12 protein-coding genes are annotated in these 15,418 nt (G+C 50.3%); 4 read left to right on the top strand and 8 right to left on the bottom strand.

Annotation, left to right across the window (positions count from 1 at the left end; genetic code table 11):
• Window positions 1-235: IS200/IS605 family transposase (locus G544_RS0104410; RefSeq protein WP_027273464.1), on the top strand; the 235-nt coding region annotated here is incomplete at its 5' end.
• A gap of 106 nt (window positions 236-341) precedes the next feature.
• Here the strand turns inward: G544_RS0104410 and ppx are convergent.
• The 4 genes from ppx to G544_RS0104390 all read right to left on the bottom strand — a co-directional run bounded on the left by ppx (window position 342) and on the right by G544_RS0104390 (window position 6,520).
• Window positions 342-1,871 (bottom strand): exopolyphosphatase, encoded by a 1,530-nt coding sequence (gene ppx / locus G544_RS0104405; RefSeq protein ID WP_027273463.1) that lies wholly within the window; start codon window positions 1,869-1,871, stop codon window positions 342-344.
• 5 nt (window positions 1,872-1,876) lie between these two features.
• A complete protein-coding gene (gene ppk1, locus G544_RS0104400) occupies window positions 1,877-3,964 on the bottom strand; it encodes a polyphosphate kinase 1 (RefSeq protein ID WP_027273462.1) in 2,088 nt (695 codons plus the stop codon).
• A 192-nt stretch (window positions 3,965-4,156) separates the two neighbouring features.
• Window positions 4,157-4,675 carry a bifunctional 3-hydroxydecanoyl-ACP dehydratase/trans-2-decenoyl-ACP isomerase gene (gene fabA / locus G544_RS0104395; protein WP_027273461.1) on the bottom strand — a complete coding sequence of 173 codons (519 nt, stop codon included), beginning with the start codon at window positions 4,673-4,675 and terminating at the stop codon, window positions 4,157-4,159.
• 96 nt (window positions 4,676-4,771) lie between these two features.
• Entirely contained in the window at window positions 4,772-6,520 is a 1,749-nt protein-coding gene (locus G544_RS0104390) for an AAA family ATPase (protein ID WP_027273460.1), read from the bottom strand.
• A 177-nt stretch (window positions 6,521-6,697) separates the two neighbouring features.
• Here G544_RS0104390 and matP point away from each other — a divergent pair, with 177 nt between their 5' ends.
• On the top strand, window positions 6,698-7,153 hold the full coding sequence (matP, locus tag G544_RS0104385) for a macrodomain Ter protein MatP (RefSeq protein WP_027273459.1): 456 nt from the start codon (window positions 6,698-6,700) through the stop codon (window positions 7,151-7,153).
• A gap of 82 nt (window positions 7,154-7,235) precedes the next feature.
• Here matP and ompA read toward each other — a convergent pair whose 3' ends face one another.
• Together ompA and G544_RS0104370 are read right to left on the bottom strand one after the other, a co-directional pair.
• On the bottom strand, window positions 7,236-8,297 hold the full coding sequence (gene ompA, locus G544_RS0104380) for a porin OmpA (RefSeq protein WP_027273458.1): 1,062 nt from the start codon (window positions 8,295-8,297) through the stop codon (window positions 7,236-7,238).
• A gap of 781 nt (window positions 8,298-9,078) precedes the next feature.
• Window positions 9,079-9,564: a cell division inhibitor SulA gene (locus tag G544_RS0104370; protein ID WP_027273456.1), complete on the bottom strand. Its 486-nt coding sequence runs from the start codon at window positions 9,562-9,564 to the stop codon at window positions 9,079-9,081.
• 233 nt (window positions 9,565-9,797) lie between these two features.
• On the opposite strand from G544_RS0104370, the gene G544_RS0104365 reads away from it, so the two are divergent.
• Window positions 9,798-10,439: a TfoX/Sxy family DNA transformation protein gene (locus G544_RS0104365; RefSeq protein ID WP_081650734.1), complete on the top strand. Its 642-nt coding sequence runs from the start codon at window positions 9,798-9,800 to the stop codon at window positions 10,437-10,439.
• 16 nt (window positions 10,440-10,455) lie between these two features.
• On the opposite strand, the gene yccS is transcribed toward G544_RS0104365, so the two are convergent.
• Complete coding sequence (yccS, locus tag G544_RS0104360; protein ID WP_027273454.1) at window positions 10,456-12,606, bottom strand: YccS family putative transporter; 2,151 nt, start codon at window positions 12,604-12,606, stop codon at window positions 10,456-10,458.
• Between the two features lie 8 nt (window positions 12,607-12,614).
• Window positions 12,615-13,070 carry a YccF domain-containing protein gene (locus tag G544_RS0104355; protein ID WP_027273453.1) on the bottom strand — a complete coding sequence of 152 codons (456 nt, stop codon included), beginning with the start codon at window positions 13,068-13,070 and terminating at the stop codon, window positions 12,615-12,617.
• Between the two features lie 250 nt (window positions 13,071-13,320).
• Here G544_RS0104355 and helD point away from each other — a divergent pair, with 250 nt between their 5' ends.
• Window positions 13,321-15,375 (top strand): DNA helicase IV, encoded by a 2,055-nt coding sequence (helD, locus tag G544_RS0104350; protein WP_027273452.1) that lies wholly within the window; start codon window positions 13,321-13,323, stop codon window positions 15,373-15,375.
• The last annotated feature ends 43 nt before the right edge of the window (window positions 15,376-15,418 follow it).

Genomic DNA, 15,418 nt, shown 5'->3' with positions numbered 1-15,418 from the left:
GGGCTTTATGGGATATCTGAAAGGTAAAAGCAGCCTGATGCTTTATGAGCAGTTTGGAGATCTAAAGTTCAAATATCGCAATCGAGAGTTTTGGTGCCGAGGGTACTATGTAGATACGGTGGGGAAAAATACATCCCGAATACAAGAGTACATAAAGCATCAATTGAAAGAGGATAAAATGGGGGAACAGTTATCGATCCCATATCCAGGCAGCCCGTTTACGGGCCGTAAGTAACCCATAGATGCAAATGTCAGATCGCGATGCGCCTGTTAGGGCGCGGCTGGTAGGAGAGCCTTATAGGCGCATATGAAAAACCTCCGGCTATGCCGGAGGATATTTATTAATCATCGCATTCAAGCATAAGGCGCCAGCCGCTGACGTTTTCCCAATACTCCTGTTCCCGTTCCAGATCTGCCTGTACCAAGCTGTTTTTCTCCAGATAGTCACAGGGGAAGGTCAACGTTATGTGGAAACCGTCGCTTTTTAGCTTCAGGTAGTCTGGCTCCGTCGTTGAGCGACGCTGGTTGCTTAACAGTACGGCCAGGCGCAGTAACTGGATCAGGGGAATAACCTGATGCCGTTTGACCAGGTTAAAGCTGGGAAGCTCATCCAGCTTTATGCTTTTACGATGGAAACGCACCAGCGTAGCCAACAGCAGCTGGTGTTCCTGATTAAAGCCGGGGAGGTTGGTGTTCTGCAAAATGTAGGCGGAATGACGCTGCAGGTTGCTGTAGTTAATGCTGAGGCCAACCTCATGCAGCATCGCGGCCCAGCCCAGCAGTGCTTCCGACTGAGGGTCGGCCAGCGCTTCGTTTTGCTTAACCCACTGGGCATATAGATTTTTCGTCAGCGTTAAAACGCGGTTGGCCTGATCTCGGTCGATATTGTAATGCTCGGCCAGGCTGATAGCGGTTCGGCTACGAATGTCCTGATGCCGAAAGTGGTGCTCCATTTCATAGATAACGCCTTCGCGCAGGGCTCCGTCGGACAGGCGAAGCGCTTTTAACGATAGGGCATTGAAAACGGCGCTCAGAATGGCTAGCCCTGCAACGAATACGCCCTGACGGTCGGGAGAAAGCCCGGCCAGCTTTAGTGAGCGAAAGGATTTAAACTTCAGCGTCTGCTTGATGACCCATTCAAGACGCTCGGGCGTGATGGTACCGTCAGGCTCTCCCATCTCTTCAATAATAACGTTGTGTACCGCCTTTATCGTGCCGGATGCGCCGAATGCGTACTGCCAGCCGTGAACCTTATACTGCCAGGTTAGGCTTTCCAGCTTTTGTTCGGCCGCAATCCTGGCCCTGTTGAAGTTTTGCGAGCTTATTTCCCCATCGGGGAAGAATTGGCGAGAAAAGCTTACGCAGCCCATGCGTCGACTTTCGGCCAAGACCGGAGAGAAGTCTTCGCCGATAACCATTTCGGTTGACCCCCCGCCGATATCAATGACCAGCTTACGGCCTTTTTCCGGCTGCGTGTGGGCAACGCCCATATAGATAAGGCGAGCCTCTTCTTGGCCGGAAATAATCTCTATGGGGTAGGGCAAAATCTCTTTTGCCCGCTCAAGGAATTCCTGACTGTTGGCGGCCTGTCTTAGCGAATGCGTTGCAACAATGCGGACGCTGTTAATAGGAAAACCCTGCAGGCGTTCAGCAAACAGACTAAGGCAGTTAAGGCCGCGAACGATAGCCTCTTCGCTTAATACGTTGTCTTTGTCCAAACCGTCGGCCAGTCGAACGCGCTGCTTCAGGCGACCTAAAACTTGCAGCGCGCCGTTGACGACGCGCGCAATCACCATGTGGAAGCTGTTGGACCCCAGATCGATCGCGGCAATTTCTTGTTGTTTTGATGCGGTAGTTTTGGTTAAAGGCATAAAAATTACTCAATTGACGTTGGCGTTTCTGTCGAGGCTTCTTCAATCGCTTTTAAATAGTCATAGATGGCTATTTGGGAGCGCACTTTCCGGCGGTTGCCGCGCGGAACGTAATCATTGCTTAAGTCTTTATCGATAATGCGGGCTTTGACCGTATCGGAAAGCTGCAAGTCAATAATGTCGAGCACTCTCTGCTTCAGCACCGGGTCAAGGATCGCGACGCCGACTTCGATACGGTAGTCGATATTGCGGGTCATCCAGTCGGCTGAGGAGATAAAGACCTGCTTGTCGCCCTGGTTTTCAAAAATATAGACGCGGGCGTGTTCAAGGAAGCGATCGACGATGCTCGTTACCTGAATGTTCTCGCTAACGCCCGGAATGTTAGGGACGAGAGCGCACATTCCCCGGACAATCAGCCGAATTTTTACGCCCGCGCCGGATGCTGCATAAAGTCTGTCGATGAGCTCTTTGTCCACCAGGTTGTTGATTTTTAGCGTGATACCGGCCTCAAGGCCTGCCTGCGCGCAGGAAATCTCTCGGTCAATGAGCTTATTAAGCATCAGGCGCGAGTTTTGAGGTGAAACCAAAAGGTGCTCAAAGCTGACGGGGCGATAGGGGTTCTCAATAAAGTTGAATACCCGGCGAACTTCGTTGGTTATCCGGGCGTCGGCCGTTAGGAGGGAGAAGTCCGTATAAAGCCGGGCGGTTTTTTCGTTAAAGTTGCCCGTCCCTATGTGCGCATAGCGGACGATTTGCCCCTCTTCAATGCGTGAGATTAAAAACAGCTTAGCGTGGATCTTGAGGCCCGGTGCGGAGAAAATGACGTGGACGCCAGCCTCCGTCAGGCGCTTGGCCCAGTGAATATTAGCCTCTTCGTCAAAGCGCGCCTGCAGTTCCACGACGACGGTGACCTTTTTACCGTTGTGGGCGGCGTTGATCATCGACTCTACAATGCGGGAATCTTTCGCGACGCGATAAATATTGATCTTTATCGCCAGCACGCTTGGGTCAAAAGAGGCCTGGCGCACCAGCTCAAGTACGTGTTCAAACGTGTGGTAAGGATAATAAAGCAGAACGTCCCGTTCCCTTATGGCTTCGAATCCGTTGCGAAACAGAGTAAACCAATTGTGCCTTAGACGGGGCAGCGGCCTGTTTAGCAGATTATCTTTCCCCACGTTGGGGAAGTTGATGAAGTCTTTAAAGTTGTGGTAGCGCCCGCCGGGAATAATCGAGTCATAGGACGAAATGCCAAGCTTATGGCGCAGGATTTCCACCATGTCGTTCGGCATATCGCGCTGATAGACAAAGCGCACCGGTTCCGCCGTTAATCGCTGCTTAAGGCTGGAGGACATTAGCTCAAGCCAGCTGGATTCCATTTCGTTGACCAGATCGTATTCGGCATCGCGCGTCATCTTCATCGAGTAGGCTTCCAGATACTGGTAATCGAAAAAGCCTTTAAAGATGTCGTCCAAGCAGAGACGGATAATGTTGTCCACCAGAATCATGGGCTTACGCCGTCTGGGCGGTTCGGGCGGCAGCGTAATAAAGCGCGATACTTTATTGGACGGAATTTCCAGCAGCGCATACTCTTTTTTGTCTTCGCTAATGACGATCTCAACCGCCAGATAGGTGAAGTCATCTTTTAAAAATGAAACGAGATTGATGTCGTTAGACAAAATAATGGGCGTAATGTACTGGCGGAGATGGTTTTTAAAATAGTGGCGCAGCCACACCTGCTGATTTTCCGACAGCTGGCGTTCGTTGATAAGAAATATCTGGTTTCGCGCCATTTCCAGCAGCAGCTCGTTATACAGGTTATCGAATTCCTGATCGGTTTTTAGCACCTTCGACTGGATCTTTTTCAATACCTGTTTAGAGCTGGAAGCGGAACCCTGTTCTTCTTTAATCAGGATGCGTCGCTTAACGTCGGCAAAGCGGACCTTGTAAAACTCATCCAGATTGCTTGAATAGATGCCCAGAAAGCGGATCCTCTCGATAAGCGGATTGCTTTTATCCGCCGCTTCCTGAAGAACTCGCTCGTTGAACGATAACCAGCTCAGCTCTTTTTCGATATAGAGTTTTTCCTGATTCATCATGACTCCGTGGCAACTGAATGGTGGCGACTGAATAGTGACGCCATTATGACGACTTGTTGAAAGGTAAGTCTATCACTTAGCGTAGAATTTAAGTGTACTACGCAGGGAGCGTATTCGCGTAACGGATAAAAAGAGGGGGCGGGACGATAGTAAAAAAGCGCCCGAAGGCGCTTTTTTCAGTGAGGATTTTTAGAATGCGCTGGTGTCTTTAAACAGGCCGACTTTTAAATCGGTAGCAGTATAGATAACGCGGCCGTCGACCAGCACTTCACCATCGGCCATGCCCATGATCAGGCGACGGTTAATGACGCGCTTCATGTGAAGGCGATAGGTCACTTTCTTCGCCGTCGGCAGAATTTGACCTGTCAGCTTAACTTCACCGACGCCCAGCGCGCGGCCTTTACCTTCTCCGCCAAGCCAGCCCAGATAGAAGCCAACCAGCTGCCAAAGCGCATCCAGACCGAGGCAGCCGGGCATGACGGGATCGCCGATGAAGTGGCAACCGAAAAACCACAGGTCGGGCTGAATATCCAGCTCGGCTTCAACATAGCCTTTGTCGTACTGCCCGCCGGTTTCTGTCATTTTGATAATGCGATCCATCATCAACATATTCGGGGCCGGAAGCGGCGGACCGCCTGCGCCAAATAGTTCACCGCGACCTGAGGCAAGCAGGTCTTCTTTTGTATAGGATTCGCGTTTTTCAAACATAATTGACTAACCTTAATTTTTTAACAGGTAAAGGGCAGTATACCCACAATCGTAGCCGACTAGATTAGCTTACAGATGTAAGCCGAACAAGTCCGATCAGCCACGGTTAAACCAATTAATCCAGCGTAAAAACCAGGGAAGACGGTTACGATCGCCGCCGCCGGCCTGAGATATCCGCTCTTGAATGGCGCTTAAAATACAGGGCGCATTCTCTTCAATATAGGGCACTCCCGTCAGCAGAGGCAGCGCATCGCGGACGTGCTCGACCGCCCACAGAGTGAATTGTCCAAGCTTTACGGCCTCGATGACTTCATCCTTCAGGCACAGATGGCGCACGTTGGTTAGCGGCAGAATGATACCCTGCGAGCCGGTTAAGCCACGCGCGTTGCATACGTCAAAAAAGCCTTCGATTTTTTCATTAATGCCGCCGATAGTTTGGACGTTGCCGAACTGATCGACAGAACCGGTTACGGCGATTTGCTGGCTTATCGGCAACTGAGAAAGGGCGCTTATCAGAGCGCACAACCCTGCCAGAGAGGCGCTGTCGCCGTCGACTTCGCCATAAGACTGTTCAAAAACGATCGAGCTGGAGAAAGGAAACTGCTGTTCAGAGGCCAGTTCAGAAGTAATAAAGGCCTGCATAATCATAATTCCCTTTGCGTGCAGGTTGCCGCCAAGTTCGGATTTGCGCTCTATGTCGGTAATTTCACCGTCACCGAGGTGAACGACGCAGCTGATGCGAGACGGTTCCCCCATCGCACGTGGATGACCGGGATATTCCAGCACGGACAGGCCGTTGATTTGGCCGATGACCGCGCCTTCGGTTTCAATATGAACCTGCCCTAAATCGATATCGTCCAGCACCATTTCTGACAGATAGCTTTCGCGCCAGCGCTTATCGTCTCTTGCCTGGATAACGGCCTGAGCCGTGATTGACGAATCGGTAAAGCGCGCCGCGTCTGACAGCAGGTGGCTAATAAACAGTGGACACAGCGGCAGCCTTTCCTGATCTCCGCTTCTCCTGGCGCCTTCTCTGATAAGATGCGGATAGGCGTCGGCATTAACTTCAGGCAGCTGATAGCGGCAGGCGACGCTGGTAACGTAGGCGCACCAGGTTACGATATCGTTTTCATCATTAAGCGTCAGATCGTCTTCAAATTCAGCGTAAAGCGCCTGTTCGATAAGCTCAGGCTCCTGATCTTGTAACGCTCCCAGTCCATAGCGGTCGCCCACCAGAATGACCTTCAGGTCGAGAGGCATCGAAGGGATGGAAAGCGCAAGAGGCCTGGTTTCGTCGGCTGAGCACCACTGAAAGCGCTTGCTGAGTACGGCCTGCTTTAAACGCAGCCACAGATGGGGTTGTGCCAGCAGCGTTCTGACGGAGAGAATAAGTACGCCGCCGTTAGCCTGATGAACCAGCCCCGGCTCAAGCGTATAGCTATCGCCGCATTTGCGCAGACAGCCAAACAGCTGTTCCGCTTCCAGCCATTCTTCATAGAGGCTGGCTGACTTTGCGGCAAAGTTGTCTTCAGCGCTTTGCGCATCGGAACGAGTTACGATCTTTCCCTGGATGTCGTAACGGCTGCCGATAGGCGAGGGAGACGGAGAGACAAATTTTTCAACGCCGTCGTTAATCAGGGCAAGATAGGCGCGGCTGTCTACCGCTTTGACTACCATAAAAGGCGATGCGGTATGCTGACCACAGAAGGCTGCCAAAGCCTGGTGAAGGCGCGGCTGCGTGATGGCGAGATCGATAGGCTCGCGGCGGAACTCTTGCTCAAACAGTCCTGTATAGGGCGTGGTGTCCGGCAACAGCTGTTGCCATTCAAGCTGATTAATCGTCAAAATATTCGCTGCTTTTATTTAAAAAGAAAACGAGATTATACAAGAATCGAGCGCAGTTCATACTCCCTAGGGTAGGTTTAAAATCAATGCGGGCGAAAGAGTGGGATTGGGGTTGTGATGGTGAAAAAAAGTGCTATGCTACGGATGTTACGCGGTCACTAAGCGGGTGTTTATACCATGAAATATCAGCAGTTGGACAATTTGGAAAGCGGCTGGAAATGGAAGTATCTAGTCAAAAAGCACCGGGAAGGCGAGGAAATCACCCGCTATATCGAGTATAGCGCGGCGCAAGAGGTCGTTGAAGAACTGCTGCGGTTGGAGAATGAGCCAACAAAGGTATTGGAGTGGATTAAAGCTCACATAAATCCAAATTTGGAAAATCGCCTTAAGCAGACCATCCGGGCGCGGCGCAAGCGGCATTTTAACGCAGAGCAGCAGCATACTCGCAAGAAGTCTATCGATCTGGAGTTTTTAGTCTGGCAGCGGCTTTCCGCGCTTTCACAGCGCCGCGGCGCTACGCTATCGGAAACGATAGTGCAGCTGATAGAAGACGCTGAACGAAAAGAGCTGTACGCGAACCAAATGTCTCTGCTTAAGCAGGATCTGAAGGCTATTTTGTCTGAGGACAAGTAGTTAAATAATTTTTTAATATGTGTTATCAATAAAAAACCCCGCTTAGCGCGGGGTTTTTTGATGCTAAGAGCGTAAGGGTTGCTTATTTAGCAGCCTGTACAGCTTCGTTAACTTGAGTAACGACGTCTTTAGCGCCAGTTACTTCGATTTCTACACGACGGTCCGGAGCCAGGCAGTCGATCAGAGCTGCGCCGCGCTTCATGCCATCACAGGTAGAACCGGTAACCGGGTTAGATTTGCCTTCGCCGCGAGCAGAGATCTTGTCTGCCGGGATGCCTTTGCTGACCAGGTAGTCAACAACGGTCTGTGCACGCTTCTCAGACAGCTTCTGGTTGTAGGCTTCTGAACCGATACGGTCAGTGTGACCGATAACTACCAGAGAACCGTCCTGAGGCTTAAGCGCGCTCAGTTCGCCGTACAGTTGATCCAGAGCCTGCTGGCCTTCTGCTTTCAGGCTTGCTTTGTTGAAAGCGAACAGAACGTCAGACTTCAGAGTGAAGCGCTTGGTCTGTACAACCGGCAGAGCAACGGCAGGAGCCGGCTTGGTCTGACCGAAACGGTAAGCCAGGCCCAGGCTCAGCATGCCGTTATCCGGACGGGTGCCAACGCTGTCGGCGTCACCGATGTTGTTAACCCACTGGTAGTCCAGGCGAGTAGCAAGGCTCGGGGTGATTGCATATTCAACACCAACGGCAGCCAGCGGAGAAACGCCAGTTTCGTGATCTTTGTAGGTACCGCCTGCTGCAGGGTGAGCAGTTACGTCACCACGCCAGCCCATCGCACCTAAACGGGTGTAGATATCCAGATCGTTCATGATCGGGTAGCTCAGCTTGGCAGACAGTTGGATGCCTTGTGCTTTATAAGCAGCGCTGTCATCGCCACGGTAGGTCATACGGCCTAACCAGTCGTAGCCAAACTCAAAGCCCAGATACTGGTTAGCCTGGTAGCCAACGTAAGCACCGGCACCGAGTTGATGCGGATGAGTATCTGCACCAGATGCATACTTGTTATAGAAACCAGTATCATGGTAGTAAGACCAACCCACTTTAGCACCGGTGTACCAGGTGTTATCTAGGGGAGCAGCTTGCGCTACGGTAGCGAAACCTGCTAATGCCACTGCTAATGCAATTGCTGTCTTTTTCATTTTGCGCCTCGTTATCATCTAAATTAGTTATGATTCAGTTATACGCTTATTGGGCCCGGTACAAAGGTTCGAAGTTAACATTCAACTATCATTCCATGACTGACATCGAAAAACCGGAACCATAACAAGCAACCTGATCATGCTAAAGTTTACCGCTTGTAAGAAAAGTTACAAGTCTTGAATACTAAAAGAACATAAAAATATCTTGTTTAGCATGCTTATTAACATAGTTTATAGAAGGAAATATGGCTTAATAAAGGAAAGCGTTTTCCTTAGTAATAATGGCGTTTGGACACGATATGCAAAAAAATTATTGTACTACGCTTGAGATACATATGTTTATGAGCATATTGTGCGATTTCACAGCTCGAAGGCAGCAAGGAGTTGGCTTAACAATAAGGAGAAATGTAATTTTATGTTAGCTTAAGTAAAGAAGCATATTTAATGCGTTAATAAAACGTCTTTTTATTATGTTGTAAGTATAGGTTGAGCTAATTTGAGTAGCTTATTTATATAGTAAAAATAGCCGGCGTTCTTTCTTGGTTAATAATGAATTATCTCCCTTATGCTTTAGGTGTTGATTTATATATATGAAATTTTCACCTATAAAAACCACCTCATTCTTCCTTTGGGTTATAAGCAGTAGGCTGGCAACAATAAGAAAGGTGGCGTTATCGTCTTGCTCACCTGATGTTTTGCTCTTTTCACTAATTTCAATTTGTTTTTCATATAGATATTGATTCTTTCGGGTGCTCTGAGGCCGCATTCGCTGTGCTAAATTTTAGTGCCACTGTCCGTTAAGCGAACCTTGAGGAGCATTGTTTCGGTATATCATCATCGGCTGTAATACGAAGCAGTAGCAGTCTCCTTCAGCTGCGGCCTGATTCAAGCTCTCTTTATCCTGCTGGGTTAATTCCGGTAGCCATGCGATGACGGAGCTGAAGTTGCCGCTGCGAAGCGCTTTTTCCAGCATTAACACGCTTTCTTGTGTAGAAGAAGTGCGCAGAGAAATGCTTTTTTTCTCCGATAGCCCCAAACGGCTTATCCAATGTCTGTTCAAGCGACGCTCAGATGAAAGCCATAGCTGCCAGCGCGGCTGCTGCCCGAGCTGCTGCAAAAAGGGGAGCAGCAAATGTAGCGTAAAAGGGTTCTGTGGGTCGTACACAATCTCGCTGACCAGATTGGTGGTCATGCCGATTCTGCTGTTACTCAATCCGGAAAAAAGTGTATGTGAAGCGTTATTGGTAATCAGTGGCGCGATGTACATAAAATACCCCTTCAATCTTTACTGTATGCATATACAGTATCCGAGGCGTTAATTAAAATCAACTATTTTCACGATGTCTCGCAAATTTGACATGAACAGGTGATTAACTATCTATTAATTCAAGGGAAAATTTGATAATTGTTCTTTTTGTCGATTATTTCATCGACTAACTAATCTATCTTAGTCGTTCAATGAGGCCATACGCTACACATTGAAAACAATTAAGGATCTGTATGAAAAGAGAAGTTATGAGGCAGTATGTCAAAGAAATCATTGCCCACTTTAGTGATTTTGGGGAGCTGAGTTCCCAGTCTATGTTTGGAGGATACGGCATCTGCAAAGATAACGTTATGTTCGCATTGGTTTCTGAAGGAAAATTTTACCTAAGGGCTAATAGCAAGCTGGAGTCGACATTCATCAATCAGGGAATGGAGCAGTATATTTATCATAAAAAGGGCGTTCCGGTTTTCATGAAGTACTATCACGTACATCAGGCGCTTTGGCAAAATGAAGAAAGATTGAGAAGCTTTCTTTCATGCGCCTTTGTGGCGGCTATGATGGACAGTAAGAAAAAGAACGCTCCTAAGTGTACGCGCTTAAAAGATCTTCCTAACCTGACGTTAGCTACAGAGCGCCTGCTGTGGTTAGTGAACGTAGAAAGCATTGAAGATTTGATTAAAGTCGGCGCATTAGAAACGTTTATTAAAATCAGAGAAATTAGAAAGGATGTCAAAACCGAGCTGCTGTTTTCTTTAGCTGGTGCGATTTTAGGCTGCCATGCAGCCGCGTTGCCTAGTGAAGTACGTCAAGCTCTGCTCGATGGGCTTAGTCAACACGATGCGTTGGAAGAGGAGGCGTTTCCCCACCACAAATAACAACGGTCAGCCTGGCTCAGACTGCGGAAATGCGCTCGTTCGCCAGGCTACCTGATAGCGTTATGAACTCGGGCAGCAGATCGATAATCAGGGAAAGTTGCTGAGCGATAAGCTGCGCCGTATCGTCGTTGCTTGCGCCGATTGCTGATATCTGGCGATTTACGTTTTTCAGCGTCTGTGCCAGAGCGCTTTCGCTCGCTTCACGCTGTAGGGCTCCGTCGATATAACAAACGGCGTCGTTTAACATAGCCAATACGTTTGAGTTTTCCGTCAACTTTTCTCTATGGGCGCCTAGAGCCGAGATGTAGCCAAGAAGGGTATGGTTTAGGCCGAGCAAGCGAAATCCTTTGTCTAATAAAGCCGGATCCCGTTTCGGTTCTGCTGCCATTCCTGAAACAACGGAGGCCAGCTCAGCGTCGCAATTGTGAGCGTTGCGACGTACGATCCGATAATCGACACCGTTGCTTTTCCCTTGATGGTACTGTTCGAGAATAGCGTCCAAATATCGACAGTTAGCGTTGACCGCTTTATTCAGAACGGTGCTGATGTGGCGGAATTTCCAGTCTGGCCATATAAAGCTAACGGCGGCCCAGGCGATAGCGCAGCCCAGCAGGGTGTCAACTACGCGCGGAAGCGCGATGCGAAACCCTTCTCCCAGCAGGTTAAAACAAAACAGAACCAGCAACGTAATGAACATTGTGGCGTAGGCGTAGCGCACGTTGCGAAAAAGAAAAAACAAAACGCCGCTGATAACGATGAGAATAAGCTGCCCTTCCTGCGATGGTACGAAATAGAGAATGGGCAACCCAACTAAAATGCCGGCTAGCGTTCCGACGACGCGAAGCGTCAGGCGGGTTCGCGTTGCGTTGTAGTTCGGCTGACAGACAAACAGGCTGGTAAGCATAATCCAGTAGCCGTTTTGTAGATGAGCAAACTGGATAATCGCATAGCCGAGGCATAAAACGAGGGACATCCGTACGGCGTGTCTAAACAGCGTTGATTGCGGCGTCAGGTGTTGAGCAAAACGCGCTTTGATGTCCTGCAGGCCCGCAATTTTATCGTCCGCTAGCGTGTTGTCCTGCAGGCTTTGAACGTCTGCCGCCTGTTCTGACTCAAGGCTGCTTAATTGAGCGTCAATCGATTTTAAATTATTCAGCAGGTGAGAAAGCGACTGCATCAAGCCGGGCGGCAGCTCATATTTCGACGTCAGGTTGGAGAGGCTCTTTTCCAAGTGAAGAAGCGCCTGCGTTTGATAGACGTTATAGACATACTTTTGGCGATAGCGAACGGCGTGGGCAAGGCTTAGGCACGATTTTGCCTGTAGCGTCAGCAGTCGTTGAAAGCGAAACAGAATATCGGTATAGCGCAGTGAGTCGCTAAGCTGTTGATACTGAGCGTGGGCGGAGCTTGCTCGCTCGTGAATATCCTGTGCAACGAAGTAGTAGTGCAGCATCTGTCGAGTGCTTCTCTGCCCCCGATCCCCCTTAAGTCGGGTTAGCAGCGAGGCCTTTGTTTGGTTTAGCGTGTCGACCAGGGAACCGTTGACCATCGTCAGGTGAATGAGCTGACGGGCGAAGTGCTGCTCTTCGTCGGGATCGAATAGCATCGCTTTGGCGTCAAGAAACGCCGCTAGCTTTTCAAAGCACTGGGCCAGATTATCCTGCAGTGGGCGGATCGGGAGAATGATGTGGCCCAGTAGGGTGATGAAGTTATACCAAACGGCGCCGGCAAGCAGAAGCAGCGGCTGCGTGTACCAGGCTGAGTACATGGAAACGCCGAGCATTGTGTAAATTGCAATTAGAAGCGCGCCAAACGCGATCGTGGCATACCGTTGACCTAACGATCCAAGCAGAATGAAGCCCGCGGTCGAGAGCAAAAGGCCAAGAGCAAATAGCCAAGGGTAGGGGAAGAGGATTTCAATCGAGACGGAGGCAATAAAGAAACAGGACAGAGTGATGACCAGATTGCGTAACCGTCCCGTTAATCGGTCATCTAAATCGGTTAACGCTGCGGCAACGACGCCGAGCGTTAATGGGATCGTCAGCAGGCTTTCACCTAACCACCAGGGTGCAAAAACGGTGCCGCTAAGCGCGATAAATATGCGGATGCCGTATAGCCAATGGCTGTTATAAAAATAGCGTCGAAGCCCCTGACGTGCCGTCATTATCGTAGGCCTTAACGGGGGGAGCGCATTTGGCGCTTAACGCTATCGACTCTGGCCTGACGCGCCATTTCGACAGGCACGACTCGACGCCCTACGGGCCACAAAGCGACTACGGCAATTTTGAAATTGGCGATACCGACCGGTATTCCTATGATAGTCAGGCACTGGGCGATACCGGCCGTAATGTGAGAAAGGCAGAGCCACCAGCCGAAGAAGATAAACCAGAATACGTTAAGCAGCGTACCGCCAGCGTTTCTTACCGAATTGCGGTCATCGGGGTTAATCATATCGACGTGAACGGCTTCGTTGCCGAAGGGAAACAGAGACAGTTTGGTAATTTCCCAACAGGAACGCGTCAACGGAAGCGTAAAAATCAGTAGTACGGTGACGATGGTGGCCAGCAGCCAGCCTAAGGTGGTAAAAACGCCACCGAGGATAAAATTAAGTATATTCAGTACGCTGCGCATAAATCGCTCCTGGCTCCCGTTTGCCGCCGATCTGCTTGCCTTCAGGAATAACCGTGATTCCCTCAAAGTAAGGCGGTCAAGTATGATAAAACCCGTTATGTTACGGCTTATTTTGCTTTACTCAATCGAAAAGCGTTAGATATTCCTCCCGTAATGATAAATTATTCGGCTATAGGCAGTGAAAACGCGAGCAAAAATCGGCGTTTTGCCTGCGGACGTTAATAAACGGCATGAGTTTAAGCGGTATATCATGGAACTAAAGTCAACGGCAGTAGGGCAGCATCTGGCTCAGCATCCTTATAATAAAGTGAAAATGTTGAACGCGGGCGTAGAGGTCAGCGGTCCTAAACACATGACGGCTATTCCGTTTAATCAACTGTTGGCGGTGCGCTGTAAAAGAGGGCTGGTTTGGGGGGAACTGGAGTTTGAGCTTCCGGAAGAGAAGGTCGTCCGCCTTCACGGAACCCAGTGGCAAGAAACTCAGCAATTTTATCATCATTTGATGACGGTATGGCGCCGGTGGGACGTTGAGATGGAGAGGATCACGGCGTCTTTACTGTCCGACAGGGTTCTGGCGATTGAAGCCCATCTGGCACAGGGCCGTTGGCTAACGCAAGAAGATCTTGCCCAGATTCAGGCGGATATCCGAGCCACTCTGTCGTCCATCCCTTTGCCTCAGGAGAGGTTAACGGCGTTTTCTTCCTGCTGCGGTTTTTATGACGTCTGCATGCAGTGGCTAAACGAGGGTGAAGAAAAAGTAGAAAAGGCTAACCGGCAGTGGATCCGGAACATGCTGGAAGAGCATCAAGACTTTTTCGCCAGCGTTGAGTCTCAGCCGCTAAATCCATCACAGTGCCGAGCCGTGCTCAGTGGAGAAAAAAACGTGTTGGTGTTGGCGGGCGCTGGCAGCGGTAAAACGTCCGTTTTGGCCGCGCGGGCAGGCTGGCTGCTTTACCGAGGGATTGCGCGAGAAGAAGAGATCCTGCTGTTGGCTTTTGGGCGTAAGGCCGCTCAGGAAATGAATGAACGCGTTAGTCGGCGGCTTGGCGCATCCCATGTTGACGCGAAAACTTTCCACGCGCTGGCCCTGTCGGTCATCTCTCAGTGCAGTAAAAAGCCGCCTTCAATCAGTAAATTAGAAACCGATGCAGAGCGACGTAGGGATTTCCTATGCGCCGAATGGCGGGCACAGTGTACAGCGAAAAAGAGCCAGGCCTCAGGTTGGCGGAACTGGATCGCGCAAGACCTGGGCTGGCCGTTGAGCGGAGAGCAGTTTTGGCAGGACGCGTCGCTGACCGAACGTATGGGCGCTCGTTTGGACGGCTGGCTTCGCCTTATGCGCGAGTGCGGCGGCAGTCAGGCCGATATGGTTGCGCTAGCGCCGCCGGAGATTAAGTCGGAGTTTCAGAAGAAGATCCGTTTATTGTCTCCCCTGTTAAAGGCATGGAAAAAGGCGTTGAAAGAGGAAGGCGCGGTAGATTTTTCAGGGCTTTTGCATCAGGCCATCGGCTTGATTGAAAAGGGCAAGTTTGTCAGCCCTTGGCGGCATATTTTGGTCGATGAATTTCAGGACATATCGCCGCTGCGAGCGGCGTTAATAAAAGCCTTACGCCGGCAGAACGCAGAGACCGCCCTGTTTGCCGTTGGGGACGATTGGCAGTCTATCTACAGGTTCAGCGGTGCGGCGCCCGAATTAACCTCCAGGTTTAACGACGCCTTTGGCGCCGGAGAACGCTGCGCTCTGACTACGACCTATCGCTTTGGGCAGGAAACGGCGGAAATCGCCGGTGAATACGTCCAACAAAATCCCGCGCAGATTAAGCGCAGGATCCAAAGTGAGTTTCAGGGTGAAAAGCATCCCATCGTGCTTTTACCCGAACAGCAGCTGGAGGCGCTGCTCAATAAGCTCAGCGGTTATGCCTCGCCGGATGACGATATTCTGGTTTTGGGCCGTTATCATTATTCCAAACCTGAGATTTTAAATAAGGCGCCAACGCGCTGGCCAACTCTGAAAATTGAATTTTCTACTATACATGCGAGTAAAGGGAGGCAGGCTGACTACGTCATTATCGTTGGCCTGAAGGACGGGGCGGACGGGTTCCCCGCGAGAGATGAGGAAGGCGTCGTCGAACGGGTTTTATTACCCCAGGCGGAAACGTTTCCCGACGCGCAGGAACGCCGCCTGCTCTACGTCGCCTTAACGCGCGCACGCCATCGCGTATGGCTGCTGCAGGATACGGAGTCACCGTCCGTATTTGTGAAACAGCTGCTTGACATGGGCGCGGTGGTGAAGCGTAAACCCTGATAGAACAATTGCCCGACGTGAGTCGGGCTTTCTTTTCCGTCCG

This window comes from Leminorella grimontii ATCC 33999 = DSM 5078 (assembly GCF_000439085.1).
Classification (GTDB): domain Bacteria; phylum Pseudomonadota; class Gammaproteobacteria; order Enterobacterales; family Enterobacteriaceae; genus Leminorella; species Leminorella grimontii.
The sequence above is the reverse complement of the archived record's forward strand: the minus strand, read 5'-3'. Positions and strand labels throughout refer to the sequence as shown.

Coding starts and splice junctions, on each gene's coding strand:
- ppx (WP_027273463.1), bottom strand. CDS start 1,871: ATGCCTTTAACCAAAACTACCGCATCAAAACAACAAGAAATTGCCGCG.
- ppk1 (WP_027273462.1), bottom strand. CDS start 3,964: ATGAATCAGGAAAAACTCTATATCGAAAAAGAGCTGAGCTGGTTATCG.
- fabA (WP_027273461.1), bottom strand. CDS start 4,675: ATGTTTGAAAAACGCGAATCCTATACAAAAGAAGACCTGCTTGCCTCA.
- matP (WP_027273459.1), top strand. CDS start 6,698: ATGAAATATCAGCAGTTGGACAATTTGGAAAGCGGCTGGAAATGGAAG.
- ompA (WP_027273458.1), bottom strand. CDS start 8,297: ATGAAAAAGACAGCAATTGCATTAGCAGTGGCATTAGCAGGTTTCGCT.
- G544_RS0104370 (WP_027273456.1), bottom strand. CDS start 9,564: ATGTACATCGCGCCACTGATTACCAATAACGCTTCACATACACTTTTT.
- G544_RS0104365 (WP_081650734.1), top strand. CDS start 9,798: ATGAAAAGAGAAGTTATGAGGCAGTATGTCAAAGAAATCATTGCCCAC.
- G544_RS0104355 (WP_027273453.1), bottom strand. CDS start 13,070: ATGCGCAGCGTACTGAATATACTTAATTTTATCCTCGGTGGCGTTTTT.
- helD (WP_027273452.1), top strand. CDS start 13,321: ATGGAACTAAAGTCAACGGCAGTAGGGCAGCATCTGGCTCAGCATCCT.